This is a genomic window from Planococcus massiliensis (assembly GCF_000821325.1).
Lineage (GTDB): Bacteria > Bacillota > Bacilli > Bacillales_A > Planococcaceae > Planococcus > Planococcus ruber.
Window position 1 is genome coordinate 1 of the sequence record NZ_CCXS01000001.1, and the last position, 26,788, is coordinate 26,788.

Here is a 26,788-nt window from a genome sequence, read left to right on the forward strand (position 1 = left end):
GGAAGGAGCAAGCTCCCCCAGTTCCGCTCGACTTGCATGTATTAGGCACGCCGCCAGCGTTCGTCCTGAGCCAGGATCAAACTCTCCATTATAGAGTAGTGTTGATTGCTCAATGCTGGCGCATCGCCGCCTCCGAAAAGGCGCACGATTCGCTTCGATCTGGCTGAGCCTGATCAGTATTATTGCTCCGACTGCTTGCGCAGCCTTCGCAAATTCTCGTACGCGCGATAAACGCTCGTATCGAGTATTTGTTGACGTTTTGCTGTTCAGTTTTCAAGGTTCATGTTCATCACCAATTCGTAATGGCGACTTTTCAATATTATCAGCTTGTTAACCAGAAGTCAACAGCTTTTTAAAAATATTTTTTCGTGATTTAATTACTAAAAACACGACATCTATTATTGTAGCACCTCTTATATTTCAATGCAACACTTATTTACAAAAAATAATAGAGCTCTGAATATTTTCTATTTCAGAGCTCTATTATATAAGATCAAAAGGATTAATCCCGGGGGCGCATCTGAGGGAACAACAAAACATCTCTAATAGATGCGGAGTTAGTCAACAGCATAATCAAGCGGTCAATCCCAATTCCTAATCCACCAGTTGGCGGCATACCGTACTCCAATGCCTCTATAAAATCTTCATCCATTTCATGAGCTTCATCATTACCTTCAGCTTTTTCGATTAACTGTGCTTCGAAGCGTTCACGCTGATCTATCGGATCATTTAATTCTGTGAAAGCGTTGGCGTGTTCTCGACGAACAATAAATAATTCGAAACGGTCAGTAAAGCGCTCATCTTCAGGATTTTTCTTAGCTAATGGTGAGATTTCCACAGGATGACCGTATACAAAAGTAGGTTGAACTAATTCTTCTTCAACTTTTTGTTCAAAGAACTCATTTAAAATATGCCCTACTTCCATAGTAGGTTTTATTTCTACGTTGTGTTCTTTAGCTAGAGCTTGGGCTTGCTCTTTGGTCATATGCTGCCAGAAATCTGCTCCTGTATATTCTTTAACTGCATCTGCCATATGCAGGCGTCTCCAGCCTGGTGCCAGGTTGATCTGATCTTCACCGTATTGAACGGTTGTGGTGCCGAAGACTTCTTGCGCAACATGTGCAATTAAGTTTTCGGTTAGCGCCATGATGTCTTTGTAATCCGCGTATGCTTCGTAAAGCTCGAGCATTGTAAATTCCGGATTGTGGCGCGTAGAGATTCCTTCATTTCGAAACACGCGGCCGATTTCGTATACTTTTTCTAGTCCGCCGACAATTAATCGCTTCAAATGCAGCTCAATGGCAATGCGAATATATAATTCCATGTCTAGCGCATTGTGATGTGTAATAAATGGGCGGGCTGCCGCTCCCCCTGCAATTGAATGCAGCATCGGTGTTTCTACTTCTAAGAATCCTTGGTTATCCAAATAGCGGCGCATCGATTGGATAATGCGGCTGCGAAGGATGAACGTTTCTTTGCTTGTTTCACTTGTAAGCAAATCCAAATAACGCTGGCGGTAGCGTTGTTCAACGTCTTTCAAACCATGGAATTTATCCGGAAGCGGTCGAAGCGCTTTTGTTAAAAAGACGAATTCTTTTGCTTTAACGGACAATTCACCTACATTTGTTTTAAAAACAGTTCCTTTAACGCCAACGATATCGCCCAAGTCTACAGAATTATAAATTTCATAAGCTTCATCGCCAATCGCATCTTTGCGTACATAAATTTGAATTTGCCCTTGCAGATCTTGAACGTGCGCAAATCCAGCTTTCCCTTTTCCACGCTTGGTCATAATGCGTCCAGCAATTACTACTTCGTGTGGATTTTCTTCAAGTTCTTCTTTTGAAAACTCACCGTATTGGTCAATGACTTCCTGAGAAGCGTGCGTACGTTCAAAACGTGCGCCAAAGGGATCCATTCCCTGTTCTCTGAAAGCCTGCATTTTTTGCCGTCTCACCACTAGTTGATCATTTAACTCTTCTGACATGTCCTACACTCCTTTATTTATAAAAACCACGCTCGTTCGTGTATTCATCTATTGTACACAATTTCTCTTCAATCTACATAGAAAGCTGCCATAAATTTGAGGTGGCTTGCACTTTCCGCTTGAACTGCATCTTTTTCAACTGCCATTATTCAATAAAATCTTCAACACTCGTATAAGTTTTCCAGAGACGCACGCCCTGGTTCAACGGCTTGGCCTCTTCTTTTAAAGACGGGGCAATCTCCATTAAGGGGATAAGCACAAAATCCCTTTCATACATGCGCGGATGCGGAACGACAAGCCGTTCAGTCTCAATCGTCTCCTGGTTATAAAGCAGGATGTCGAGGTCGATCGTTCGGGGCCCCCATCTAATGAGGCGCTTGCGATCCAATTTTTGTTCAATTCCCTGGCAGACATCCAACAGATCGATCGCTGTCAATGCCGTATGAAGACAAACCACCATATTCAAAAACGGCTCTTGTTCTGTATAACCGACAGGATCAGTTTCATATAAAGAGGATATGCTTTTCACCCAAATTTGCGGATGCTGATCCAATAATTTCACAGCCTGCTTCAGCATATCGAAACGGTCTCCCATATTCGACCCTAGTGAGAGGTAACTGATGTTCATACAAATTCTCCTCGCGTTATGTCGATCGCTACCGATTTATAATGGCCAGGAATTGGCGGATCCGGCTTGATCAATTGCACCCGAATTCCTTGGACCAGTGAAAATTCCGATAAGATACGGCTGGCCACTTCTTCCGCGACAGTTTCTACCAATTTTTTCGGTTCGCCTTCCACCACAGATTTACACGTTTCGTACACTTCTCCGTAATGCACCGTATGTTCCAGCGCATCCGTTTCGCCCGCCTGCTTCAAATCGACCGCTAGCGACACCGTTAATCGAAAGCGCTGGCCAAGTTTGGTTTCTTCAGGAAAAACGCCATGATACCCATAAAACTCCATGTCGTTCAAATGAATAAAATCCATTACTCCACCCCTTTATAAATTCGTTTCCCTGTTAATACATCCATCATATGCACCGTTCGGCTTGTTTCTTTCACATCGTGAACTCTGACGATATGACACCCTCTTTCCACGCCATAGCATACCGTTGCCAAGGACCCTTCTAAACGTTCGGCAACCGGTAAATCCAATACTTTGCCAATTAATGATTTACGGGAAGTTCCAAGCAGGACGGGATAGCCAAGCGCAACAAATTGATCGAGATGCTGCATCATTCCAATGTTATGAGCAGTCGTTTTTCCAAAGCCAATACCAGGATCTAACCATATTTGCGCTTTTTGAACACCTGCATCCAAAGCGATCTGGATGCTGTTCTCCATATCTTTCTTTACATCTTTCCAGAAATTCACGTATGACGTATCGTTACGGTTGTGCATGAGAATGATTGGCACATTCCACTTAGCCGCAACGGCTGCAATTTCCGGTTCGTATTTGGCTCCCCAAATGTCATTGATAATGTGGGCGCCTGCTTCAATAGCTGCCTCGGCTACTGCTGCTTTATAGGTATCAACCGAAATCAGGGCATCTACTTCGTTAACCAAGGCTTGAATAACCGGCACAATCCGATTGATCTCTTCTTCATCCGAAATCATGGTATAGCCCGGCCGGGTTGATTCGCCTCCGACATCGATAATATCCGCTCCGTCCCGCACCATCTGTTTAGCACGGGATACCGCATTGTCGATGGTCGTGTAATTGCCGCCATCCGAAAAAGAATCCGGTGTAACGTTCAAAATCCCCATTACCCACGTTTTTTCCTCGAAGTTGATCTCCATTATGTACACCTGCACTTTCTAGTAGTTTCCATTGCCTTATCTTAACGCGAATGAACCCTTTTTTGCCACACAAAAAAGAGCATGCAAGGCGCACGCTCTTTTTTTAGAAAAGCTTATTTTTCTTCGTCGAATTGGTAAAGCGGGGTGCTCAAATAACGTTCGCCGTTTGACGGGATGATTGCCAATACCTTCTTCCCTTTGCCAAGGCGCTTAGCTAATTGAAGCGCCGCATAGATTGCCGCTCCGGAAGAAACGCCGCCTAAAATGCCTTCTTCACGAGCTGCTTTACGAGCCGTTTCGTAGGACTGGTCGTTTGTTACTTGAATGATTTCGTCGTAGATTTTCGTGTCTAAGATATCTGGAACAAACCCTGCGCCGATCCCTTGGATTTTGTGCGGGCCTGGTTTGCCGCCGGATAGAACGGGTGAATCTGTCGGTTCTACAGCCGCAATCAAAATTTCAGGATACTTCTCTCTTAGCACTTGGCCCGCTCCGGTGATTGTGCCGCCTGTACCGATCCCAGATACGAAAGCATCGAGTTGATCGCCCATTGTTTCAACGATTTCCGGCCCTGTTGTTAAGCGGTGGATTTCCGGATTTGCTTCGTTTTTGAATTGCTGCGGCATAAACCAGCCATTTTCAGCTGCTAGTTTTTCTGCCGTTTTGATGGCGCCATTTGGTCCATTCATCCCGTCCGGGCCTGGCGTCAATACAAGTTCAGCCCCATAAGCACGCAATAAATTCCGGCGTTCCATGCTCATTGTTTCCGGCATAACCAATACCGATTTGTAGCCTTTAGCGGCAGCAATCATCGCTAAGCCGATACCCGTGTTCCCGCTAGTCGGTTCAATTATCGTGTCGCCTTCTTTTAAATCGCCATGCTTTTCAGCCGCTTCGATCATCGCTAATGCAATGCGATCTTTTACGCTGCTGCCGGGATTGAAGTATTCCAATTTCAAATAGACTTCTGCATCTTCCGAACCTGTCAGACGGTTTAACTTTACAATAGGTGTTTGGCCAATTAAATCAGCCACAGAATTTCCAATACGCGCCATTTGTCAACACTCCTAATTCCTACTAATTTTATCTGCATTATACTCTCTTCATCGTATCAGTGTTTTTGGAACTCTGTCAAATTGTATGAATCGTCCAAAAAGGAGAAGGTCCTAATTTTTCGAGTTAGCTTTTTACCAATAAAAAAAGGCTTTCCATTGAGCCGCAGCCCATGGAAAACCCTGGTGTTTTATTCGCTGTAAAACCATTCAGCATCAAATTCGTTCCAGAAGGCTTCAGGCGTTACCGATTGCGGCAATTGTTCTAGTGCCAGCTCGCGGCTGATATGCCCTGAAACTTCTTTGAAAGAAAACGTTTGGCCATCTGCTTTTTCAGTAACAGTGATGATCGCAATATCCCCATTTTCCAAGGTCAATGGTTTTGACCATTTGCCAACATCCAATGAAGACGCCGTTTCCGAAATCACCGCATCAACGGAGGATTGCTTCGAGGAGATATAGCCGATATCCCCTCCCAAACTGCCGCTTGCTGTATCGATTGAAAGCTCTCTCGCCAAAGCTTCGAAAGAAGAGCCGTCTTCAAGCTCAGCAATGGCCTCTTCCGCTTTTTCCATCGAATCAACCACAATCATGCGCGTGCGGTAAGCATCGGGCACATCGTAAAGCGACTGGTTTTCTTCGTAGAAAGCTTTAATCTGCTCCTCTTCCACGACGACGTCTTTCGTCAGCACTTTCTCCAAAATCAATTGCGCTTTCAATTTGTCGCGCACTCGAGCGGAATCCCCTGCAAAAAGAGCGGTTTCAGTGCTGTCTTGCGTCGAGCGCAGCATGGCCAGTTCCAAGTCCACTTCTTTATCCGTGACTTTGATGCCGTATTCTTTCGCCGCTGTCTCCATCACTTTCTGGTTGACCAATTCAAGCAAGGTATCGCGGCCGTGCTGGTCTTCCATTGCTGCTAGCCATTCTTCGCGCGTAATTTCATCTCCGCTGACCGAAGCCACTTCTTCCTTACTGCCGCCTTTGTCATTCGGGATGAGCCAAGCGATAAACCAAAGTAAATTTCCAAGAAATAAAATAAGCAACAGGACAAGCAACGGCCCTGTCTTTAGTTTTCGTTTCGGGCGCCCGGGTTCTGCCGGTGAAGGTGCGGGCCGCCGGCGATTAAGATTGGAGCTCATCGATGAACGCTTCTAATTCCTCTTTAGAATAATGGTACGTTTCAAGGCAGAAATGGCACTGGGCCTCCGCCATCCCATCTTCGCTGATCATCTGTTCAAGTTCCTGCTGCCCAAGGCCAATAAGCCCCGCGGCAAATCGTTCTTTTGAACAATTGCATTCAAATTTCACCGGCATTGTATCTAAGATTTGAACATTTCCTTCTCCCAGAACTTCTTCTAAAATCTGCTCTGGATTCAACCCGCGCTGAATCATTTTGGAAACCGGCTCAATCGCCGATAAGCGCTTTTCCAATTGGCTGATGACTTCGTCTTCGGTATCCGGCATCAATTGAATGATAAATCCGCCTGCTGCCAGGATGGAATTGTCCGTATCGACCAACACACCCAAACCGACAGAAGAAGGCACTTGTTCAGACACCGCGAAATAATAAGTGAAGTCTTCCGCGATTTCTCCTGACACGATCGGGCTTTGCCCTGTGAAATTTTCGCGAAGGCCTAAATCTTTCACGACGGAAAGCATCCCTTCATTTCCGACAGCTCTGCGCACGTCCAATTTCCCTTTTTCATTTAAATCAAAATGCGTTTGCGGGTTGGTGACGTAGCCGCGCACGCCGCCTGTTGCATCACTGTCCACAAGGATCGATCCAATCGGACCTCCGCCGTCAATTTTAATCGTGACCTTATTGTCGCCTTTTAGCATCGCTCCAAGCATAACGCCGCCTGTCATGGTGCGCCCTAATGCAGCCGAAGCTGTCGGCCACATCATATGGCGCCGCTGCGCTTCAGCGACCGTCTCAGTCGTATCGACTGCAAAAGCGCGGACACTTCCGTTAAAAGCCAATCCGCGCACTAAATAATCTCCCACTGTGATCGTTCCTTTCTTTACGCTTGATTGCGTTTGTATATTAAATATAACCCTTTTAACGTCAAAAATGGATCCACTTTATCGATTATGGCGGATTCGTTGGCAATTAGCGAAGCCATGCCGCCCGTCGCAATCACGGTCGGCTTTTTCCGGCTTTGCGCTTTCATCCGGCTGACGATGCCTTCCGCTTGTCCTACATAGCCATAGACAATGCCGGATTGCATGGCAGCCACCGTGTTTCGGCCGACGACATGAGAAGGCTGGATGATTTCGATGCGCGGCAATTTAGAGGCGCGGTCATAAAGCGCCTCTGTTGAAATGCCAATTCCTGGCGCAATAGCTCCACCCATATATTGCTCATGTTCATCAATATAGCAATACGTCGTTGCCGTACCAAAATCAACGATAATGAGCGGCGCACCGTATTCGCGGATTGCAGCCACCGCGTTCACGATCCGGTCTGCCCCTACCTCTTTCGGGTTGTCGTATTTAATATTCAATCCCGTTTTAACACCCGGGCCCACCACTACCGGAGCAAGATGAAAATATTTTTTGCACATCCGCTCCAGAGAAAACATGATCGGCGGAACAACCGAAGACATGATAATGCCCGTAATGTCGTTAAACGCCAAACCAGCATCATTCAATAAAGCCTTGATCTGCATGCCAAATTCATCTTCTGTTTTATGGCGGGCTGTTTCTAAACGCCAATGATAAGCGAGTTGGTCTTGCTCATAAATGCCTAAAACAATATTGGTGTTGCCGACATCCATTACTAAAATCATATTTGCGTCCCCATTTATCAACAATTTTTCCAACACATCATACCATATTTTTAGACAAATTAGAAAAACCCATATTCTTTAACCGAATGAAAAAAGCTGTTTGCTGTCCCTTTTAAAAGGATCAGCAAACAGCTTCGATTTCATTTTATTTACGATCTTCCTGAATTGGTCCGCGTGCTTCGCCTGTTTGGCCTTCTTTCGGCAAATCGCCTGCTGAAGGATCCGCTGGAGCACCGGTCACATCCGGATTTACGTCGTTATCTTTTTTTAGATTCGGTGTAGTTGAATCATTTCCGAAATCTCCGTTTAACGCTTCATAAGAACGTTCCGGCAGTGTGCCATGTTCTTTCAAGTGAAGAATTTGAGCCGCATCCAGCGTTTCAACTTCAAGCAATGTATTCGCAATCAATTCAAGCAACTCTTTCTTTTCAGTCAGAATTTCTTTCGTGCGGATATACTGCTCTTTGATGATGCGTTGGATTTCTTGGTCAATCTCGAAAGCAATTGCATCTGAGTAGTTTTGTTCTGAGTTAAAGTCACGGCCCAAGAAGACGTTTCCGCCTTGCGCCTGGCCAAATTGAATCGGTCCGATCTTATCGCTCATCCCGTACTCAGTTACCATGCTGCGGGCAATAGCTGTCGCGCGCTGGAAATCATTGTGGGCGCCTGTAGAAACTTCGCCGAAAATCAAATCTTCCGCTACACGGCCGCCAAGCAAGCCGGCAATTTTATCAAGCAATTCGGGTTTTGTCATAAAGTAGCGATCTTCTCTTGGAAGCATAACTGCATAGCCGCCAGCTTGTCCGCGAGGAACGATGGTCACTTTATGCACAACATCTGCATCGTCCAATGTCAGGCCGACAACAGTATGGCCAGATTCATGGAAAGCCACGATATTGCGTTCTTTTTTCGAAATGACGCGATTCTTTTTAGCAGGTCCCGCAATAACGCGGTCAGAAGCTTCATCCAAATCGGACATATCGATTTTCGCTTTGTTGCGTCTGGCAGCTACAAGCGCTGCTTCGTTTAAGAGGTTCTCTAAATCCGCCCCTGAGAAACCAGGTGTACGTTGAGCAATTGCTTTCAAATCAACGTTTTCATCAAGCGGTTTATTGCGTGCATGAACGCGCAATACTTCTTCGCGGCCTTTTACGTCTGGACGTCCAACCGTGATTTGACGGTCAAAACGGCCTGGGCGCAGAAGTGCCGGATCCAGAATATCCGGACGGTTAGTCGCTGCAATGATAATGACGCCTTCGTTTGCGCCAAAGCCATCCATTTCAACGAGCAACTGGTTCAAAGTTTGTTCGCGCTCATCGTGTCCGCCGCCGAGGCCAGCTCCACGTTGACGCCCTACTGCATCAATTTCATCGATGAAAATGATACAAGGTGAATTCTTTTTCGCATTTTCGAAAAGGTCACGGACACGGGAAGCCCCGACTCCGACGAACATCTCAACGAAATCCGATCCACTGATTGAGAAGAACGGAACACCCGCTTCTCCGGCAACTGCACGAGCTAAAAGTGTTTTACCAGTACCCGGAGGTCCGACAAGCAAAATCCCCTTTGGAATGCGCGCACCGATATCAGCAAATCTGCGCGGATCTTTTAGGAAGTCAACCACTTCCACAAGTTCCTGTTTCTCTTCGTCTGCTCCGGCAACATCCGGGAAGCGGACTTTATGCTTTTGATCGTCATACAGCTTCGCTTTGCTTTTCCCGAAATTCATTACTCGGCCGCCACCGCCGCCTTGTGATTGGTTAAGCAAGAAGAAGAAGAGGATGAAGATAATGATGAAAGGAATGATCCCCGTGAAGAATGAAACCCAACCGCTAGTCTGCGGCGCTTTCAAGTAATTTACTTCAACGCCATCTTGTGCTTTTGCAACAGCATCGATTTCAGCTGTCAATGCTTCGTTTTCCAATGGAATGTTCGTGATGAAAGATTCGCCTTCTTCATAGCCGGCCATCTTCCCTGTCACTTCATAAACCATGGCATCTGGCTGAATGGTTACTTCCGTGATTTCGCCACTCTCCAGCGCGTCCAGAAATTCGTTATATCCTATATTTTTAGTCGGTTGGTTACTATTGTTAAATGTTCCCAAGATACCGATAATAACAAGGAAAATCAGTAAATAAAATATGGTGTATCGAAATATCCGATTCATCCTAAGCCTCCTCACAAAGTTTCCCAAAACTATACTAAATACTAACATAGGAACATTTAAGCATACAACGAAAAGCCCTTGCCGTTGCCGACAACTCTAACGTCTGTGACCAACTCTTGACTATTCTTCTTCCCCGCTGTAAACAGAAGGTTTTAGAACGCCGATATACGGCAAGTTCCGGTATTTTTCAGCGTAATCCAATCCGTATCCGACCACAAATGCATCCGGCACTTCGAATCCGATGTAATCCGCTTTCAAATCCACTTTGCGACCTGAAGGTTTATCAAGCAATGTAACAATTTTGATGGAATTTGCTTTACGGTACTTAAATAGATCCACCAAGTAGCTAAGCGTCAATCCACTGTCAATGATATCTTCAATAATGAGAAGATCGCGGCCTTCCACACTTGCATTCAAATCTTTGATGATTTTTACTTCGCCTGAAGAAACGGTCGCATTGCCGTAACTTGAAACATCCATGAAATCCATTTCCACGTAGCTGTCCATGCGCTTCATCAAATCTCCCATAAACGGCATGGCGCCTTTTAATACGCCGATAGCCAAAGGATATTTGTCTGCGTAGTCACGCGCTAAAATAGCCCCTAATTCTTTTGCCTTTTCCTGCAAACGTTCTTCAGTAATCAATATTTCTTCAATGTCTTTCTCTAGCATGGTGGACCTCCTATAATCCGCTTTTTGCGATCTTAACATGTTGTTCAATGAGTACCCAATCGTCTTTTGGCCGTTGGTTCCGGCTGAAAAAACAAGAATGGCGTAAACCTGGCACAAGCAGCACTTCACCTTCTGGTGCTGCAATGACTGGCCAATTTTCCCGTTGCAGGGTTGGCACTTTTTCATCAATCATCAAGCGTGCCACTTTTTTAGGGCGCTCCATTCCAGCAAGCTGGATGCGATCCCCCGGTTTTCGGCTCCTCAATACTAACGATGACCCTTTCGTTGAATCAAAATACCAATATGCAGCATCTTCTTCATCGAGCTGGCTAGCCGGTACTGCTTTGTAGCGAAAACCATTCATTATTTCAGACCACTCCGTAGATATAGTGGAAATAACTGATTGTGTCGGTTCAACCGATAAACGCCGGCTGAATAAAACCGTGTCATACTCGCGAACCATCTGATAATGACCCGGCAAATGCAAAAAAACAGTACCTGACGAACTTCCCATCGTTTCTCGGATTTGTTCTGCCAAATGCTTATTAATCGGCACTTCCTGCTCATTATATAGATAATTTAATAGTAGTAGAACCATTCTTTTTTGTAAAGCAAGTGCTTCTGTAGTAAACTTTTCCGCCGATAAAGAGATGGTTCCTCCATCAAAAACGGCAATTTCCTCCAGTTTCATGCGGGCAAGCTCAGATAAAAACTGCCGGTCCTCCTGGATCGCTTCCGCAAGTGCTGCGAAATGTTCAGATACTCGCACATTCTCTTTTTTCAACAGCGGCAAAATCGTATGGCGTATGCGATTTCTTGTATAAGCCGTTTCTGCGTTGCTGGAGTCTTCGCGATGGGCGATCTTTTCTTCAGCTGCATAATTTGCCACTTCTTCCCTCGTGACAGCGAGCAGCGGACGAATCAATTCACCGCCTTCAAAAGGACGGTGCTGCGGTATGCCGAAACTGGCCGTTTCAAGCGTTCCCCGCAGACCGGATAAAAGAATCGTTTCCAACTGATCGTCTGCATGATGGGCAGTGGCCAATTTATTAGCGCCGCTGCTCTTCATGATTTCAGCAAAATACGCATAGCGCTGCTGCCGGCATACTTGCTGTTTGTTGCCGCCTTCTGCCTGTAAGATGCTCGGGATCGGAATATCGCGGCTAAAACAGTGGATGCCCCATTCCTCGCATAGGCGCTCCGTGAAAATGCGGTCCTGCAAAGACTCTTCTCCTCGCAGCATGTGATTTACATGTACGGCAGAAAGCCGAATGCCGTAACGCTGTTCGTGGGTTTTCAAAAAATGCAGCAAGACCAATGAATCGATTCCTCCAGAACACCCCACCAATACATGGTCTCCCGGCTCAAGCAAACGATGGCTGTCTATATAATCCATCAATTTCTGATGAAATGTGTTCATGCACCGGCCACCTCTTTTGTTTCAGTTTCAATATGTCCATCAGCCTGCAAATTATTTTCAACTTGCAATTGACACACCAACTATTCGATAGTATGATATTAAATGTTCGTTTAATCAAGGCGGCGTAGCTCAGCTGGCTAGAGCGTACGGTTCATACCCGTGAGGTCGGGGGTTCGATCCCCTCTGCCGCCATCATTCTTTTTAAAAGCAGCACCCATACCGGGTGCTGCTTTTTTCATGCCAAAAAATCTTCTATCTGCTGGCGATGATGGGCGTCGTGTTCAAGGATGCCTGCAAAATACGCAGCCGGATCCATTTCTCGCTGGCCAATGCGAAAGCGGGAATGCCATCTTGCATCGCTCATGCCTTCGATTTCCCGCACCAATAAGGCCCGCTGTTTTTGGGCATGGGCTAGCACTTCCTGGAATTTCATTGAAGCTACCGGTTTTACTGCCGCTTCATTAAACGCATCCACGTCCGGCAATCTCTCCACTTCCCCGCCTTGTTCCATTTGAGGCAAACGCTCTTCCCTCATGAAACGGTCCCATTCAGCCAGATGCATAATGATTTGGGCAATCGACCATTTTCCTTCAGCAATCGGCGTGTTCGCCTCCGCTTCCGTTCTCACTGAAGTATTCAGTGACGCTAAAAACACCTCGTAATCATTCAATCCATCAATCAGCTGCATTTTTTCCATCCCTGCACCCCTCCAGCTTTATTTGATAAAAAAAACGCTTCCCGATTGAGAAGCGTTTCAGTTTAAATTGTTAAGCTGTGTTGAAGCATTTTCCTATGCTATTAAAACAGCTAGCAAGTTAGCCTCTTCTTGCACCGCGGCCACCGCGTTTAGATTCTGTAGCGCGTTTTAAAGAAGTCAAATTGTCTTCGCTTTCTTTTAGGAACTTCGCCATTTTTGTTTCAAAGTTCTCTTTAGGAGCACGTTCAAACGAACGGTTGTTGTTTGGACGTGGACGTTGTGGGCGGTCCGGACGCTGTGGCGCACCTTCTGGCTGTGGCTTCGCTTTACGGATTGAAAGCCCGATTTTTCCATCTGCTTCCACATTCATCACTTTCACTTCAACCATTTCGCCGACTTTAAGATGATCGTTGATGTCTTTGACATAATTGTCAGCAACTTCACTAATATGCACGAGGCCTGTTGCACCGGTTGGAAGCTGAACGAACGCTCCAAAATTTGTAATACCTGTAACTTTACCTTCTAACTTGCTGCCTACTTCAATCGACATAAAAAAAATGCTCCTCCTTAAAAATTAAAATGACACCGACTTGGGCCATAAGCTCTTTATAACGGGCACTTGTCCCACTTTTTATTATAACCATCAAAAAAAGAGTGTCAACTGACTACTCTTTTCCATCGGCTTTTTCTTTTGTTTTTTGGTCCTCGTTTGGAAGGGTGAAAATGATTTCCCCGTCCTCAGATAAAAAGTACTCTTTGCGCGCTAATTTCGCAATGTATTCATCGTCATTCAGCAGCAGAATCTGCTCTTCCAGCTTCTTCTGTTCTTTCTCCGCTTTTTCCAGCGAAGCTAAGGTTTCCGCACGCATCTGTTCTTTTTCAGAAATCGTCTGGGATTGCGCATAGATAGTGGTGCCGATCCAAATGCTCGCCATTAACACCAAAATGCCAAAAACAGACAGACGTCTGAATAACCGAACTTTATGTGCTTGATGGCGCTTTTCTTTCCGTTCAACCGAGCGGACATAGTCATTGCGAATTGAAGCGACTTCGCGCTGTTCCGACGGCTTTTCTCTCTTCAAACTCATGACTCTTCCCTCCTCCGACTCACTTTGATGTCATTATACATGAAAAACCCAGTAAGTATAAGGTTTTTTTGCAATTCTTACTACTTTTGAAACATTTTTGGGAATAGATTTAGCCGAACATTTATTTTAATTAATAAAAATACTATTGACTTAATTTTTATACATTATATAATAAGAGACATTATTCAAAAACACTTATTTTATTAAGTGAATTGACGTTGATTTTGAAATTACATTTATAAATATGCATTATCAATGAATAAAGAATGGAGTGGAAATATGGCAGGCTTGTTAACACTTTCGAACGGAATCAGCTTCAAAGGGCAGTGGCACGGTGCTCAAACAGCCATTCAAGGCGAAATTGTTTTTTTCACGGGCATGACGGGATATGAAGAAGTGCTGACGGACCCTTCCTATAAGGGGCAGCTCATCGTGTTCTCCTATCCGCTGATCGGCCAATACGGCATCCAAAGCCAGCATATTCAATCCGAGAAGATTCAGGCAGCTGGAATTGTTGTAGCCGAGCTATACGAAGGGCCTTTAGAAAAAGGGGCAGTGCCTCTTAGTGAGTTTGCAGCAAATGGACAGGTGCCGATTTTAACCGGCGTAGACACCCGCTCCATTATTCAAATTGTCCGCGAATACGGAACAATGCAGTCGGAAATGAGCCCCTTCCCTTCTTCTCCGATTTCATGGAACCCTATCCAAACCGATTTTCTCCCGGAACAGCCGCTTACAGAGGAAATTACGGTGTTCGGCGACGGGGAGATTCATATTGGACTAGTCGATTTCCATTTTAAATCTTCTATCTTAACGGAATTGCTGCAGCGCAATTGCAAAGTCAGCATTCTTCCCCATCATTTGCCGACCGAGAAGCTGGATGCGCTTCAGCTGGACGGCTTGCTGTTTTCCAATGGCCCTGGCGACCCCGCTGCGTTAGCTCCGCTGTTTCCGGTCTACCGGGACTGGGCAGAGCGCTATCCCACGTTCGGGATTTGCCTCGGCCATCAAATCATCGCTTCCGCTTTTGGCGCACGAACGGCGAAATTGCCTTATGGCCATCGCGGCGCCAACCATCCTGTCATCCATATAAAGACGCAGCAAGTGACCATGAGTTCCCAAAACCACAGCTACGTCGTCGAAGAAGCAAGCATTTTGGAAACCCCGCTTTCCATTCTTTATAAAAACGTCAATGACGGAAGCATAGAAGGGTTGAGCCATCCCGAACTTCCGCTGCTGACGGTTCAATTTCATCCGGAAGCAGCGCCAGGCCCTGCTGAACACCAAGAACTATTCAATGAGTTTCTCGCATTTATCCATCAGAAAAAGAAGGTGACCCTACATGCCTAAACATCCAGACATCCAGAAAGTATTGGTGATTGGTTCCGGCGCCATTGTGATCGGCCAAGCCGCGGAATTTGATTATTCAGGGACTCAAGCCTGCCTCGCTTTACAGGAGGAAGGCATTGAAGTAATTCTTGTCAATAACAACCCCGCTACCATCATGACCGATAAAACCATTTCCCATAAAGTGTATTTTGAACCACTGACTGTTGATAGCCTTACCCGTATTTTGGAAAAAGAACGTCCCGATGGCTTGCTGGCGACAGTCGGCGGCCAAACCGGCTTGAATTTGGCCATGGCGGTATCGGATGCCGGCATCCTCGCCAAATATGGCGTCTCGCTGCTTGGAACCAATATCGATTCGATCAAACAAGCAGAAGACCGCGAACAGTTCCGTGCGCTGATGAACCACTTGGAGCAGCCTGTTCCAAGCAGCGATATCGTCTATTCCATCGAAGAAGCCTTGAACTTTGCCGATACAGCCGGCTATCCTTTGATTGTCCGCCCTGCTTACACGCTCGGAGGTTTCGGCGGCGGCATCGCGGCAGATGAAGCCGCATATGTTTCGCTTGTTGCGCAAGGTTTGAGCGCGAGCCCGATTCGCCAATGCCTGGTTGAAAAAAGCATTGCCGGCTACAAGGAAATTGAATATGAAGTGATGCGCGACCAAAACGGCACCTGCATCACGGTCTGCAATATGGAAAATCTGGATCCGGTCGGCGTACATACAGGCGATTCCATTGTAGTGGCTCCGAGCCAGACATTGAATGACCGCGAATATCATCTGCTCCGTACAGCATCGATCAACATTATCGATGCACTTGGCATTGTCGGTGCCTGCAATGTCCAATTCGCCTTGCACCCTGAAACTTCCGCTTATTATTTAATCGAAGTCAATCCGCGGGTCAGCCGGTCTTCAGCACTCGCTTCCAAAGCGACCGGCTACCCGATTGCAAAAATTGCCGCCAAATTGGCAATCGGCTACACATTGAATGAATTGAAAAATCCCGTGACGGGTACTACTTTTGCAAGCTTTGAACCGGCGCTCGATTACGTCACGGTCAAAATTCCGCGCTGGCCCTTTGATCAATTCCAGCAAGCAAACCGCACACTCGGCACGCAGATGAAAGCGACCGGCGAAGTGATGGCGATTGAACGCAGCATGGAAGCCGCTTTTCAAAAAGCCATCCGGTCACTCGATATGCCGCTCGACGGCTTCCGTTTGCCGGCCCTCGCCGAATTGCCGATCGGCACGCTTGAAAAAATGGCTGCAGAACCGGATGACCGCCGGCTCTTCGTTTTATTCGAATTGCTGATCCGCAATAAAACGGTCCAACAATTGCATGATGTGACTGCGATTGCTCCTTATTTCTTGTATGTCTTGAAACGCATCGTTGATGAATGGCATAAACTGCATTTATTGTCCTGGAACAGCATGACTTACAGCCGGTTGAAGCAGGCGAAAGCACTCGGATTCAGCGACAAGCAATTAGCGGCGCTATGGCATGTCTCTCCTGCTGAGATTTGGGGCCAGCGCAAAAGCTGGAGCTTGTTCCCGTCTTACCGGGTGATTGATACGTGCGCAGCGGAATTCCGTTCGCAGACGAACTATTTGTATTCCACTTGGAACGGCCAGGCAGACGGACGAACGTCCACGAAGAAAAAAGTGGCGGTGATCGGCTCCGGCCCGATCCGCATCGGACAAGGCATCGAATTCGATTATTGCTGCGTACACAGTGTGCTCGCCCTTCAACAGCATGGCTATGAAGCGATCATGATCAACAACAATCCGGAAACAGTATCCACCGATTATGAAATTGCAGATGCTTTGTATTTTGAACCGATGACCGCTGAAGACATTTTGAATGTGCTCGATTTTGAAGGCATTACGCAAGTCATTGTCCAATTCGGCGGCCAGACCTCGTTGAATGTGGCAGCGGAATTGGAAGAGGCCGGCATCACGATCCTCGGTTCCGAAGTGGACCTATTGGATCAAATGGAAGACCGGGAGCGATTTTATGGATTTTTGGAATCGATCGGCTTGCCGGTTATCCCGAGTTTCACGGCGGAGACGCCGGAAGAAGTTCAAGAGTTCGCCGGCGTTCTTGGCTACCCGGTCATGCTGCGCCCCTCTTATGTCATCGGCGGCAAAGGCATGACGGTTTTGCACGACGAGCAAGAATTGCAGCAATGGCTTGTGCACACGTCCATGTCTTATCCCGTGCTCGTGGATCATTTCATCACCGGGAAAGAAGTGGAAGCGGACATCTTATCGGACGGTGAAAATGTATGGATTGCCGCTGTCTTTGAACACATTGAAGGAACCGGCGTCCATTCCGGCGACAGCCTTTCCATCACGCCGCCGGTTTCGCTGTCTTCGAAAGCACTTGCAGCCTTAACCGCGACCGCACGGCATATCGCCGGCAATATGAAGTACACGGGTTTATTCAACATCCAGTTTGTTTATGAAGAGGATCAACTATACGTCATGGAAATCAACCCGCGGGCTTCGCGTACGGTGCCGATCAGTTCGAAAGCGACCGATGTTCCGCTTGTGCAATTGGCGACAGCGTTGATGCTCGGTGTTCCTTTTGAGGAGCTGGGCATCGAGGCATCCTACAATGGCCAGCCGGAATATACCGTAAAGGCTCCAGTATTTTCTCATATTAAATTGCCTGGCTTGTCTCCTGTCCTGTCGCCCGAAATGATGTCGACGGGGGAAGTCATCGGCAGCAGCCCGGATTCAAATTTCGCCATGCAAAAAGCGCTGGACGGCGCTTCTCAGCAACTCGCTTCGCTGAAAGGCGGCGGCACCATTTTCATTACGGAGGCTTCGCTTTCGCTCATTGATGAGAACTTTTGGAAAGCTCAAGGCTTCACTTTCCAGACCGCTGCATCGATGCCATTCGAGAAATGGCTGAAAACGGAGAATAAAAAAGCGTATATCGACTTAGTCCCGAATCCCGACAAAATCCAGGCAGCTGCAGCCGCTGTCCACCGCCTTCACGTTTGGACGCGTACGGAAACCATCCGTGCTTTCCAGGAATATGTCAAAGCCATCAACGGAAAACCGAAAGGAGTGCTTGTCCAATGACAGCGATTTTGCCTTATGCTCCACAAATTGCCCAAAAACACATGCTTTCGCTAAAGGATTACAGCAGCGAAGAGATTTTGGAGTTGCTTGAGCTCGCAGTAGAACTCAAGAAACCGGAGAATAAAACCCTTCCGTTATTGGAAGGCAAAGTGCTCGGCATGATTTTTGAAAAGTCGTCCACCCGCACGCGTGTGTCTTTTGAAGCAGGCATGCTGCAGCTCGGTGGACATGCAATGCACCTCAGCACACGCGACATCCAAATGGGGCGCGGCGAAGCGATTTCAGATACTGCACAAGTGTTATCCGGCTACCTCGACGGCATCATGATCCGGACATTCGACCAAGCAACGGTCCAGGAAATGGCAGACCACAGTTCGGTGCCGGTCATTAACGGATTGACGGACGATTTTCACCCATGCCAGGTACTGGCCGATTTGCTCACGATCCAAGAACATTTCGGCAGCTGTGCAGGAAAGAAAATGGCTTATATCGGCGATGCCAACAATATGGCGAATTCACTGATGATCGGCGCGGCAAAAGTCGGCATGGACATCGCAATCGCTTCCCCTGCGGCTTATGCACCAAAACCTGAAATGGTCGAACTGGCGCAGGCGATTGCCTTGAAAACGGGGGCAACGATTTTGGTCACAACAGATCCGGTTGAAGCAGTGGCCGGCTGCGACGTCATTTACACCGATGTCTGGGCGAGCATGGGCCAAGAAGCGGAAGCTTTGGAGCGCTTGGAACATTTTCAGGGCTATCAAGTGAACGAAGAACTGGCAGCTCACGCAAATCCAAATTATATCTTTATGCACTGCCTTCCGGCTCACCGTGAAGAAGAAGTTTCAACGGGCATCCTTGAAGGCCCGCATTCGGTCGTTTTCCAGGAAGCGGAGAATCGTCTGCATGCACAGAAAGCCTTGCTTGTCGCCTTGATGGCTGGCCAATAAATACAAAAAAGCTGTTCCGAAAGCGCTTGGCTTCCGGAACAGCTTTTTCTTTTTCAAACCCTCACGCTTCGTCATCGATGAATTCGGGTTCAATTTTATCCAGCTTTTCTTCTTTTAAGATGGTGTACATATTGGCCGTTTCTTCTTTACGGGCATTTTCTTTCAGCATATCCACACGTACCGTGACCACTTTTTGGCCGAAGCGGATTTGCAATTCGTCATTTTCTTTGATGACCGAGCTTGCCTTTGCTTTATTGCCGTTTACGGTAATCCGTCCTTGGTCAGCTACTTCTTTAGCCAACGTACGGCGTTTGATCAAACGGGAGACTTTCAAAAATTTATCCAGACGCATCGTCATTCTTCCCTTCTTGCCAATGTTTTGGCTTCGTTCCAAAATTCATCTAATTGCGCTAATGTATAGTCGCTGAAATTGCCGCTTCCTTCGTTGACGCGCTTTTCGACATGGCTGAAGCGCTGCTGGAATTTCTGGTTGGCATGGACCATGGCCTGTTCAGGCGACAATCCATAAAAGCGGGCAATATTGACGAGAGTAAATAGCAGGTCGCCCAGTTCATCGAGCTGCCGCTCTTTAGAACCTTTCGCCGTTTCCTCCTGAAATTCCTGCAATTCTTCTTGGAATTTCTCCCAAGCCCCTTCTGCATCCGACCAGCTAAAGCCGACTTTGGCCGCTTTTTTCTGGTAATTATAAGACGTCATCAACGAGGAACTGAAGCGTTCCTGTCCGTCCAGAATGGAAGCCGTCTGCGGTTTTTCCTGGGCTTTGATCGCTTGCCAGTTCGATACGACTTCGTCTGACGTGGCAGCTTCCACATCGCCGAAGACATGCGGATGGCGCCGGATCATTTTCGCGCTGACTGCTGACAAGACATCTTCCAACTGGAAATAGCCGTTGTCCTGGCCAATTTGTGCATGCAGGAATACTTGAAGCAGCACATCGCCCAATTCTTCCGCAATTGCTTCGTCATCTTCTTCCTCAATCGCCTGGAGCAGCTCGTGCGCTTCTTCCAATAAATACGGGCGCAATGATTCATGCGTTTGCTCGCGGTCCCATGGGCAGCCTTCAGGGCTTCTTAAACGGGCGACAATCTGGCGGAACGTCTGCCATTCCTTTAGGCGATCCATTTGGTCCACGGCCGGCGGCACATAAATCGTCGTTAAATTATCCACTTCCGCTGCACGGTCCAGTTCATAGAGCGGAACCTTCCGCAGCACTTCGTTTGCTGAACCCGCCGCGGTCACGATGGTCACTTCGTAGTCTTCCGGATATTTTTCCATTAGCGTCAACTTCACTTCCGATGCACTAAAGGAATCGTAGACTTGCGCAATTAACACATGCTGCGCCATATTGACGTCGTCGCTTGCCATCGCTGTGCCATCGAGCAGCTGGAACCCTTCAATCGGGTCGATGCGGAGCGCTCCGAAAATCGGATCCAGAAAACTTTGCCCGCCTTCGATCACTAAGCGGAAACTTCCTTCTTTTTCGGCTTCCACTAAATATTGAACTGTCTGCTCGGCGACCAATGGATGGCCCGGTACGGCATAAATGACCGATTGCTCTTTTGCTAAGGCAATCAGCGTATCTGCGATTTCTGCATAGACCGGGGCAAAGGTATCGTGTTTTTCGTAAACGGCATCGAAAGAGTTAAAACTCATGCCCTCTTCGGCCAATTCCTGCAAGACGGGATGGTCTTCCGTCCGCACATACAACTTCAAAGCATTCTTTAATTTTTTATAGACGCCAAGCGGCAGTTGATCCAAATCTCCTGCGCCCAGCCCGATTACATGGATGGTGTTCATATACGATCTCCTTTTTTTCTGGCATTCAATTTCAATTGAAGCCCTGCCAGTTTCCTTCCGAACGGAATGATAAACCATTCTCTTTCCGTGATGATGCGGCTGCGCGCCACCACAACCAGAAATACCGCCGCACCGAGAAGAACAGCCGTCACGGCAATCAAGGCAGCAGATAAGCGGCTTTCCAAGCCATCGAAGAGGACCCCGTCAGCGAACAGCGACCAACCGGCAACCGCAATCGCCATTGCTGAAGCTGCAGCGAAAATCCAGCCGTAATAGCGCTTTGGCGCCAAGCGGATCGGCCAGACCCGTTTGAAATAAAGAAGGAGGCCGAAAACGACAAAGGCGAGCCCTATATTTCCTGCAAGCGCAGCACCCGTCACTTCCCAGATCGGTATCAACAGCCAATTGCCGATGATTTTGACTCCGATGCCTCCGGCTAATAGCCAAGCCGGAATCTTCACTTTTCCCAACCCGTAAAGCAAGGAAGTCAAAACCAGCAATAACGCCATCCAGACGATCTGCCAGCTGAAAACGATCAACGCGGCTGATTCTTCACGGGTTTCAAACAGCATTTCATTTACATACGGCATCACGAGCGACAGGCCGGCAGCTGAAGCAAAGGCAAATAAAAATGACACCCGGAAAGCCAATTGCGCATAAGCTTGAGCCGGCCTGCCGGATGGGTTTTTCGCCATTTGCGCCACAAGCGGCACGATGGCAAGCGCAAGCGACGTGGCCATGAGAATGCCGAATTGCACAAGGGGCTGCCCTCTGTCATAGACGCCTTTTTGCTCCATTGCTGCCATCCGATCTACGCCTGCCTCTGTCAGCAGACGAAAGACCGAAAACGAATCGACCAGTTGAAAGAACAGCAGAATCAATGAACTCATACTGATGCTCAAGCTGATGACAGTCATTTTTTTGATGATCGGCCACGGGCGGATCGCTGGAGCCCTGCGCTCTTCTCGATGGTACGAACGCCGGAAAAAATAAAACAGCAAAAGCACGGCTGCCAGTTCACCGACAGCGGCACCGAGTATCGCCATGCTTCCTGCCGCATACAGCGAATAGCCCGCCATGACCACTAGCCAAGAACCAAGCAAAATGACCGATACCCGGATTGCCTGCTCCATCACCTGGGCATAAGCGACGGGCTGCATATGGTTACGGGACTGGAAATGCCCTTTCATCACCGCAATCGGTGCCATCAGCAATACCGCCAAAGCCGCAATTTGCAAAAGCGGGGCGAGTTGCCCGTCGCCCATCCAACCGGCCAACCCTTCCGCTCCCAAAAACAGCACCAGGAAAACCGCGAGCGACACAGCCGCAATAAAACCGAGAGAAATCCGCAAAATTGCGCCATGGTTCGGTTTCTCTGAATCAGCAAGCAGCTTTGAGACCGCTACTGCAAAACCGTAAGAAGTCCAGACACTAAAAATGCCGACAAACGGATACACTTGCTGGTAAATATAAAAGCCCTGGTCCCCGACTAAGTTTTGGAAAGGCACACGGTAAATGGCACTCAGCAATTTGACGATAAAGCCCGCCATCGTCAAAAGAACTGCGCCTTTCATAAATGTTTTCATTGTTCCTTCATTCGCCAACGGGCTTCACTCATTCCCTCTACTAAATTAACTGACCGGCTTTTCTTCCCGAAGCGATTCCGGAAGCAGCTTCATCACACCTTCCAGCACATCGAACGGATGGTGCTTCTTGGTTTTATTTTCATCAATGGTCATCACGAGCTGCTGCCCGGCCATACTGAAACCGACAGCGCGGCCATAAGCGGCAGATTCTTCCACGAGCTTGCCGCCGTTCATCGCAGCGGTCCCTTCAGCCGATAGCTTGATCGTGATGATTTTGCCGGTTTGCTTGATCGCCTCGACACCGGTCATGCGCGCCCAAACTTTCATGCGGGCAACACTCAGCAAACGATCGGTCTCAATCGGCATATCGCCGAAACGGTCGATCAATTCATCTTGCAGTTCCGTAACTTCCTCTTCGGTTTCAATGCCTTTGACGCGTTTGTACATCTGGATTTTCTGGTAGCCGTCGCCAATGTAGCTGTCTGGAATATAAGCATCCACATCAAGCGAAATCTCCACTTCCGGAATCTCCTCTTTCTTAATGCCGGTGCGGCGCTCTTCGATGGCCTGCTCAAGCATCTGCGAGTACAGGTCAAAACCGACGGAGTCAATAAAGCCGTGCTGCTGCGAACCGAGCAGGTTTCCGGCACCGCGAATGGACAGATCCCGCATCGCAATCTTGAAGCCGGATCCGAGTTCTGTAAATTCCTTGATGGCCATGAGGCGCTTTTCCGCTACATCCGTCAGCACTTTATCGCGCTGGTACATGAAGTACGCATAAGCGACACGGCTCGAACGGCCGACGCGCCCACGCAATTGATACAATTGCGATAAGCCCATGCGGTCTGCATTATGGACGATCAAGGTATTGACATTCGGAATATCGATTCCGGTTTCAATGATCGTCGTCGTTACGAGCACATCGTAGTCGCCGTCCAGGAATCCGAGAATAACGGACTCCAATTCGGTTTCGGACATTTGCCCGTGGGCATGCCCGATGCGCGCTTCCGGCACCAAAGCTTGAATTTCTTCTACTTTGCGGGTCATATCATCCACCCGGTTGTATAAATAAAACACTTGGCCGCCCCGCGCCATTTCACGTTCAATCGCTTCGCGCACAAGCGCACCGTTGTGCTCCATGACATAACTTTGCACCGGGAACCGGTTAGCCGGCGGCGTTTCAATAACGGAAAGGTCACGCACGCCGATCATGGACATGTGTAGCGTCCGCGGAATCGGTGTCGCCGTCAAGGTCAGAACGTCCACATTCGTCTTCATCTGCTTAATCTTCTCTTTATGGGTAACTCCGAAGCGCTGTTCTTCATCGATGATCAGCAGCCCTAAGTCTTTATAGCCAATGTCTTTCGATAAGATGCGATGGGTTCCGACGACCACATCAACTGTCCCGTTACGTAAGCCTTTGGCCGTTTCAGCCTGCTGCTTTTTCGAACGGAAGCGGCTCATCAACCCGACGGTAATCGGGTAGTCTTTGAACCTTTCACTCATCGTTTCAAAATGCTGCTGCGCCAGGATGGTCGTCGGCACGAGGAAGGCTACTTGTTTGCCATCAAGCACTGCCTTGAATGCGGCACGAATCGCGACTTCGGTTTTGCCGTAGCCGACGTCTCCGCATATCAAGCGGTCCATTGGCCGTTCTTTTTCCATATCGCGCTTCACTTCTGTAATCGAACGCAGCTGATCCGTGGTTTCCTCATACGGGAATTCCGCTTCGAATTGCCGCTGCATATCCTGCTCTTCGGAGAATGCATAGCCTTTCAAAGCTTCGCGTTCTGCGTAGAGTTTAATAAGATCATCTGCGATATCCTGAACCGCCGCGGATACTTTCCGGCGCGTCTTCTTCCATTCGGCTCCGCCCATCTTATGCAGCTTCGGCTCTTTCTCTTCGGAAGCAATGTATTTCTGGATTAAGTCAATCTGGTCGACCGGTACGAATAATTTATCGTCTGCCTTATAGACAATGTGCAAATAATCCTTATGGACGCCGCCGATTTCCAACGTTTCAATGCCGATATAACGGCCAATGCCATGGTGGATATGGACAATATAGTCGCCCGGTTTGATTTCCGAATAGCTCTTGATGCGCTCCGCGTTGGTCAGTTTTTGCGGACGCGTCTTTTTCTTTGCCTGCAGTTTGAACATTTCTGCATCGGTGATGACGGCCATGCGCTGCAGCGGCATTTCAAAACCGCCCGACAAATCGCCGTCGACCAAATACATATGTCCCCCTTGCACGGTGGTTGCATCTGTAATGATTTCCGCTTCCATTCCATAGTCTTCGAGCACCGAACGCACTTTGCGCAGCCGCTCTTCGCCTTCCGCGATGATAAACACCTGGAATTTGGCCAATGCCCAGCGCTCGGCTTCCGCTTTCAGCAAATTCATCTGCCCATGGAAAGACTGCATCGGCTTGCACGAATACGTAATCGATTTCTTTATTTGAATCAATGGAAATGTCCGGACGAATAAAGAAAGAAATGAGACTTGCTGTTTTGTTTTCTGGAGCACTTCACGGAACGTATACGACAACGGGAGATCCTGAAGGAACTTCCCTTCCTCAAGCAGCGAAACGATCCAATCGCCTTCTTCACGCTCCAAGGTTTCGGTCATTTCCTGGATTCTGCCAAGTTCATCAAAGAAAATCACGCCATTCCCCGGGAAATAATCGCCCAAGAAAGCTGATTGGCTGTCCACCAAGGCCGCATACTTCGCCACCTGTTCGGGCACATTGCCTTCCCGCAGCATATCGATATCATGCTGGATATGCAGAAGCAACGCTTCTTTTGTGTCATCCGCTTTCACTTTTTTCAAAGTAGCTGCCAATTTCTCTTCGATTTTTTCTGCCAGCTCAAGCTTTTGCAGACGCGTCAGCACCAGTTCCGTGGCGGGCAAGATGCACAAGGACTCCATCTTCTCAAGTGAACGCTGGTCTTCGGCTGAAAACTGGCGGATGGAATCGACTTCGGTATCGAACAGCTCAATGCGGGCCGGGTGTTCAAAGTTCAGCGGATAAATATCCAATATCCCGCCGCGCAAAGCAAATTCGCCTGGAGTCGTGACCATCGGCGTGCGCGAATAGCCCATCGCCACCAATTTCCCGATCCATTCCTCTGCGTCGATTTCATCTCCCATGTGCGTACGCAAAGTTGAAAATTCCCATTGCTCATGGGAAGGCATCAGTTTTCGCATGCCCGCAACCGGTGTGATGTAAATGCCTTTTCCGACATTTTTCATGTGATCCAGTGTATCAATTCGGTGGGCACGCAGTTCTGGGCCGGAGAATGAGACATCTGCCGCGATCAATTCATCTGCCGGATACAAATGGACAAGCTCTTCCCCCATCAATTTGACCAAATCATCATAAGTGCGCTGGGCATGCAATAAGTTCGGTGCCACAATCAATAAAGGCGTATTCGATTCTGCCCAAACCGTCTGGTAAAAAATGGGGCGCGCACTGCCGGACAGCCCTGAAATCAATTGGTGGTCCTGCCCTTTTTTCAAATCGCTAATTAATGCCTGGGTATGAGAATCCTCAGCAAACGATTTTAGTATACGGTCCATCCCGCTTCCTCCTTTCAAAATAAACAGTGTATTCGTGATTTTCATGCGTCATTTAGAAACAGAAAAAAGCTCTGGACGCGGTCTTGCGCCAAAGCGAAATTCTATTTGACCGTTGCATTGTAATCATTCATGACTTCTAGATACGGCTTTGACAGCCATAGCTCACAGGCTTCTGCACTTTTCTTGATGGCTTCGGAAATTTCCGGAGCTTCATTTTCCGAAAAACGTGCCAGTACATAATCCGGTACTTTCATCCCGGTCGGCGGGCGGCTGATGCCGACACGCATGCGGTTGAACTGTTGAGTGCCTAAATGCTGAATAAGCGATTTGATGCCGTTATGCCCGCCGGCGCTGCCTTTTTGGCGAAGCCGCAGCTGCCCCGTCGGCAAGTCGAGGTCATCATAAATAACCACTAAGTCTTCAATCGCAATATCGTAATAGTCCATTAGAGCGCCGACACTCTCACCCGACAAGTTCATGTAGGTCAACGGCTTCAATAACATGACTTTTCCTTCCGGACGGTGGATGATCGAATACATTCCTTTGAATTTTGATTGAGTCAAAGGGGCATTCCATTTAGACGCCAAATAGTCGATTACTTGAAAACCGACATTGTGCCGGGTTGATTCATATGCTTTCCCGGGATTTCCCAGGCCCACAATCAATTTCATAGCCATCTTCCTTTGCTGTTTTCACTGCTTCACATTTTACCACAAACGTTCATTAAAACAGAAAAATAGGGG

22 protein-coding genes, 1 tRNA gene and 1 rRNA gene are annotated in these 26,788 nt (G+C 47.8%); 4 read left to right on the forward strand and 20 right to left on the reverse strand.

Annotation, left to right across the window (positions count from 1 at the left end; translation table 11 throughout):
• The 12 genes from BN1080_RS00005 to tilS form a co-directional block, all read right to left on the reverse strand.
• A 16S ribosomal RNA gene (locus BN1080_RS00005) occupies window positions 1-92 on the reverse strand; the annotation flags it as partial.
• Between the two features lie 410 nt (window positions 93-502).
• The gene (gene lysS, locus BN1080_RS00010; protein ID WP_052649491.1) at window positions 503-1,987 is read right to left on the reverse strand and encodes a lysine--tRNA ligase; all 1,485 of its coding nucleotides are present in this window, start codon (window positions 1,985-1,987) and stop codon (window positions 503-505) included.
• A gap of 145 nt (window positions 1,988-2,132) precedes the next feature.
• Entirely contained in the window at window positions 2,133-2,615 is a 483-nt protein-coding gene (gene folK, locus BN1080_RS00015; RefSeq protein WP_052649492.1) for a 2-amino-4-hydroxy-6-hydroxymethyldihydropteridine diphosphokinase, read from the reverse strand.
• Window positions 2,612-2,977 carry a dihydroneopterin aldolase gene (folB, locus tag BN1080_RS00020; RefSeq protein ID WP_052649493.1) on the reverse strand — a complete coding sequence of 122 codons (366 nt, stop codon included), beginning with the start codon at window positions 2,975-2,977 and terminating at the stop codon, window positions 2,612-2,614. Before folB ends, folK begins: the two co-directional genes overlap by 4 nt.
• Window positions 2,977-3,789 (reverse strand): dihydropteroate synthase, encoded by an 813-nt coding sequence (folP, locus tag BN1080_RS00025; RefSeq protein ID WP_052649494.1) that lies wholly within the window; start codon window positions 3,787-3,789, stop codon window positions 2,977-2,979. The genes folB and folP overlap by 1 nt, the downstream gene beginning before the upstream one ends.
• Before the next feature lie 113 nt (window positions 3,790-3,902).
• Window positions 3,903-4,844, reverse strand: coding sequence for a cysteine synthase A (gene cysK, locus BN1080_RS00030; RefSeq protein WP_052649495.1), 942 nt, complete (start codon window positions 4,842-4,844; stop codon window positions 3,903-3,905).
• 188 nt (window positions 4,845-5,032) lie between these two features.
• Window positions 5,033-5,980, reverse strand: coding sequence for a peptidyl-prolyl cis-trans isomerase (locus BN1080_RS00035; protein ID WP_052649496.1), 948 nt, complete (start codon window positions 5,978-5,980; stop codon window positions 5,033-5,035).
• Complete coding sequence (gene hslO, locus BN1080_RS00040) at window positions 5,964-6,845, reverse strand: Hsp33 family molecular chaperone HslO (protein ID WP_052649497.1); 882 nt, start codon at window positions 6,843-6,845, stop codon at window positions 5,964-5,966. The genes BN1080_RS00035 and hslO overlap by 17 nt, the downstream gene beginning before the upstream one ends.
• 17 nt (window positions 6,846-6,862) lie before the next feature.
• Window positions 6,863-7,630 (reverse strand): type III pantothenate kinase, encoded by a 768-nt coding sequence (locus BN1080_RS00045; protein WP_052649498.1) that lies wholly within the window; start codon window positions 7,628-7,630, stop codon window positions 6,863-6,865.
• 145 nt (window positions 7,631-7,775) lie between these two features.
• A complete protein-coding gene (gene ftsH, locus BN1080_RS00050) occupies window positions 7,776-9,797 on the reverse strand; it encodes an ATP-dependent zinc metalloprotease FtsH (protein ID WP_052649499.1) in 2,022 nt (673 codons plus the stop codon).
• A 120-nt stretch (window positions 9,798-9,917) separates the two neighbouring features.
• The gene (gene hpt, locus BN1080_RS00055; RefSeq protein ID WP_052649500.1) at window positions 9,918-10,469 is read right to left on the reverse strand and encodes a hypoxanthine phosphoribosyltransferase; all 552 of its coding nucleotides are present in this window, start codon (window positions 10,467-10,469) and stop codon (window positions 9,918-9,920) included.
• Window positions 10,470-10,479: 10 nt separating this feature from the next.
• Window positions 10,480-11,889, reverse strand: a complete 1,410-nt coding sequence (tilS, locus tag BN1080_RS00060; protein WP_052649501.1) for a tRNA lysidine(34) synthetase TilS — start codon at window positions 11,887-11,889, stop codon at window positions 10,480-10,482.
• Between the two features lie 118 nt (window positions 11,890-12,007).
• On the opposite strand from tilS, the gene BN1080_RS00065 reads away from it, so the two are divergent.
• A tRNA-Met gene (locus BN1080_RS00065) sits at window positions 12,008-12,081 on the forward strand.
• 43 nt (window positions 12,082-12,124) lie between these two features.
• Here BN1080_RS00065 and BN1080_RS00070 read toward each other — a convergent pair.
• From BN1080_RS00070 to BN1080_RS00080, 3 genes are all read right to left on the reverse strand, one after another.
• On the reverse strand, window positions 12,125-12,586 hold the full coding sequence (locus tag BN1080_RS00070) for a DinB family protein (protein ID WP_052649502.1): 462 nt from the start codon (window positions 12,584-12,586) through the stop codon (window positions 12,125-12,127).
• 118 nt (window positions 12,587-12,704) lie between these two features.
• The gene (locus BN1080_RS00075) at window positions 12,705-13,136 is read right to left on the reverse strand and encodes a S1 domain-containing RNA-binding protein (protein ID WP_052649503.1); all 432 of its coding nucleotides are present in this window, start codon (window positions 13,134-13,136) and stop codon (window positions 12,705-12,707) included.
• 115 nt (window positions 13,137-13,251) lie between these two features.
• Window positions 13,252-13,674 (reverse strand): FtsB family cell division protein, encoded by a 423-nt coding sequence (locus tag BN1080_RS00080; protein WP_052649504.1) that lies wholly within the window; start codon window positions 13,672-13,674, stop codon window positions 13,252-13,254.
• Between the two features lie 279 nt (window positions 13,675-13,953).
• Between BN1080_RS00080 and BN1080_RS00085 the strand changes: the two genes are divergently transcribed.
• Genes BN1080_RS00085 through argF form a run of 3 tightly spaced genes read left to right on the forward strand, consistent with a single transcriptional unit; the run spans window position 13,954 to window position 19,062 of the window.
• Entirely contained in the window at window positions 13,954-15,024 is a 1,071-nt protein-coding gene (locus BN1080_RS00085; protein WP_052649505.1) for a carbamoyl phosphate synthase small subunit, read from the forward strand.
• Window positions 15,017-18,112, forward strand: coding sequence for a carbamoyl-phosphate synthase (glutamine-hydrolyzing) large subunit (gene carB / locus BN1080_RS00090; protein ID WP_052649506.1), 3,096 nt, complete (start codon window positions 15,017-15,019; stop codon window positions 18,110-18,112). The genes BN1080_RS00085 and carB overlap by 8 nt, the downstream gene beginning before the upstream one ends.
• Window positions 18,109-19,062 (forward strand): ornithine carbamoyltransferase, encoded by a 954-nt coding sequence (gene argF, locus BN1080_RS00095; RefSeq protein WP_052649507.1) that lies wholly within the window; start codon window positions 18,109-18,111, stop codon window positions 19,060-19,062. The genes carB and argF overlap by 4 nt, the downstream gene beginning before the upstream one ends.
• Before the next feature lie 61 nt (window positions 19,063-19,123).
• Here argF and BN1080_RS00100 read toward each other — a convergent pair whose 3' ends face one another.
• The 5 genes from BN1080_RS00100 to pth all read right to left on the reverse strand — a co-directional run bounded on the left by BN1080_RS00100 (window position 19,124) and on the right by pth (window position 26,716).
• Window positions 19,124-19,414: an RNA-binding S4 domain-containing protein gene (locus tag BN1080_RS00100; RefSeq protein WP_052654258.1), complete on the reverse strand. Its 291-nt coding sequence runs from the start codon at window positions 19,412-19,414 to the stop codon at window positions 19,124-19,126.
• A gap of 2 nt (window positions 19,415-19,416) precedes the next feature.
• On the reverse strand, window positions 19,417-20,880 hold the full coding sequence (gene yabN / locus BN1080_RS00105; RefSeq protein WP_052649508.1) for a bifunctional methyltransferase/pyrophosphohydrolase YabN: 1,464 nt from the start codon (window positions 20,878-20,880) through the stop codon (window positions 19,417-19,419).
• The gene (locus BN1080_RS00110; RefSeq protein ID WP_110925680.1) at window positions 20,877-22,466 is read right to left on the reverse strand and encodes a putative polysaccharide biosynthesis protein; all 1,590 of its coding nucleotides are present in this window, start codon (window positions 22,464-22,466) and stop codon (window positions 20,877-20,879) included. Before BN1080_RS00110 ends, yabN begins: the two co-directional genes overlap by 4 nt.
• Before the next feature lie 45 nt (window positions 22,467-22,511).
• Window positions 22,512-26,045: a transcription-repair coupling factor gene (gene mfd, locus BN1080_RS00115; RefSeq protein WP_052649510.1), complete on the reverse strand. Its 3,534-nt coding sequence runs from the start codon at window positions 26,043-26,045 to the stop codon at window positions 22,512-22,514.
• A gap of 101 nt (window positions 26,046-26,146) precedes the next feature.
• The gene (gene pth / locus BN1080_RS00120) at window positions 26,147-26,716 is read right to left on the reverse strand and encodes an aminoacyl-tRNA hydrolase (RefSeq protein WP_052649511.1); all 570 of its coding nucleotides are present in this window, start codon (window positions 26,714-26,716) and stop codon (window positions 26,147-26,149) included.
• Window positions 26,717-26,788 lie beyond the last annotated feature (72 nt).

Coding starts and splice junctions, on each gene's coding strand:
- BN1080_RS00075 (WP_052649503.1), bottom strand. CDS start 13,136: ATGTCGATTGAAGTAGGCAGCAAGTTAGAAGGTAAAGTTACAGGTATT.
- BN1080_RS00100 (WP_052654258.1), bottom strand. CDS start 19,414: ATGCGTCTGGATAAATTTTTGAAAGTCTCCCGTTTGATCAAACGCCGT.
- folP (WP_052649494.1), bottom strand. CDS start 3,789: ATGGAGATCAACTTCGAGGAAAAAACGTGGGTAATGGGGATTTTGAAC.
- tilS (WP_052649501.1), bottom strand. CDS start 11,889: ATGAACACATTTCATCAGAAATTGATGGATTATATAGACAGCCATCGT.
- BN1080_RS00085 (WP_052649505.1), top strand. CDS start 13,954: ATGGCAGGCTTGTTAACACTTTCGAACGGAATCAGCTTCAAAGGGCAG.
- folK (WP_052649492.1), bottom strand. CDS start 2,615: ATGAACATCAGTTACCTCTCACTAGGGTCGAATATGGGAGACCGTTTC.
- lysS (WP_052649491.1), bottom strand. CDS start 1,987: ATGTCAGAAGAGTTAAATGATCAACTAGTGGTGAGACGGCAAAAAATG.
- yabN (WP_052649508.1), bottom strand. CDS start 20,880: ATGAACACCATCCATGTAATCGGGCTGGGCGCAGGAGATTTGGATCAA.
- BN1080_RS00035 (WP_052649496.1), bottom strand. CDS start 5,980: ATGAGCTCCAATCTTAATCGCCGGCGGCCCGCACCTTCACCGGCAGAA.
- pth (WP_052649511.1), bottom strand. CDS start 26,716: ATGAAATTGATTGTGGGCCTGGGAAATCCCGGGAAAGCATATGAATCA.
- argF (WP_052649507.1), top strand. CDS start 18,109: ATGACAGCGATTTTGCCTTATGCTCCACAAATTGCCCAAAAACACATG.
- cysK (WP_052649495.1), bottom strand. CDS start 4,844: ATGGCGCGTATTGGAAATTCTGTGGCTGATTTAATTGGCCAAACACCT.
- hpt (WP_052649500.1), bottom strand. CDS start 10,469: ATGCTAGAGAAAGACATTGAAGAAATATTGATTACTGAAGAACGTTTG.
- mfd (WP_052649510.1), bottom strand. CDS start 26,045: ATGGACCGTATACTAAAATCGTTTGCTGAGGATTCTCATACCCAGGCA.
- carB (WP_052649506.1), top strand. CDS start 15,017: ATGCCTAAACATCCAGACATCCAGAAAGTATTGGTGATTGGTTCCGGC.
- BN1080_RS00110 (WP_110925680.1), bottom strand. CDS start 22,466: ATGAAAACATTTATGAAAGGCGCAGTTCTTTTGACGATGGCGGGCTTT.
- ftsH (WP_052649499.1), bottom strand. CDS start 9,797: ATGAATCGGATATTTCGATACACCATATTTTATTTACTGATTTTCCTT.
- BN1080_RS00070 (WP_052649502.1), bottom strand. CDS start 12,586: ATGGAAAAAATGCAGCTGATTGATGGATTGAATGATTACGAGGTGTTT.
- folB (WP_052649493.1), bottom strand. CDS start 2,977: ATGGATTTTATTCATTTGAACGACATGGAGTTTTATGGGTATCATGGC.
- BN1080_RS00045 (WP_052649498.1), bottom strand. CDS start 7,630: ATGATTTTAGTAATGGATGTCGGCAACACCAATATTGTTTTAGGCATT.
- BN1080_RS00080 (WP_052649504.1), bottom strand. CDS start 13,674: ATGAGTTTGAAGAGAGAAAAGCCGTCGGAACAGCGCGAAGTCGCTTCA.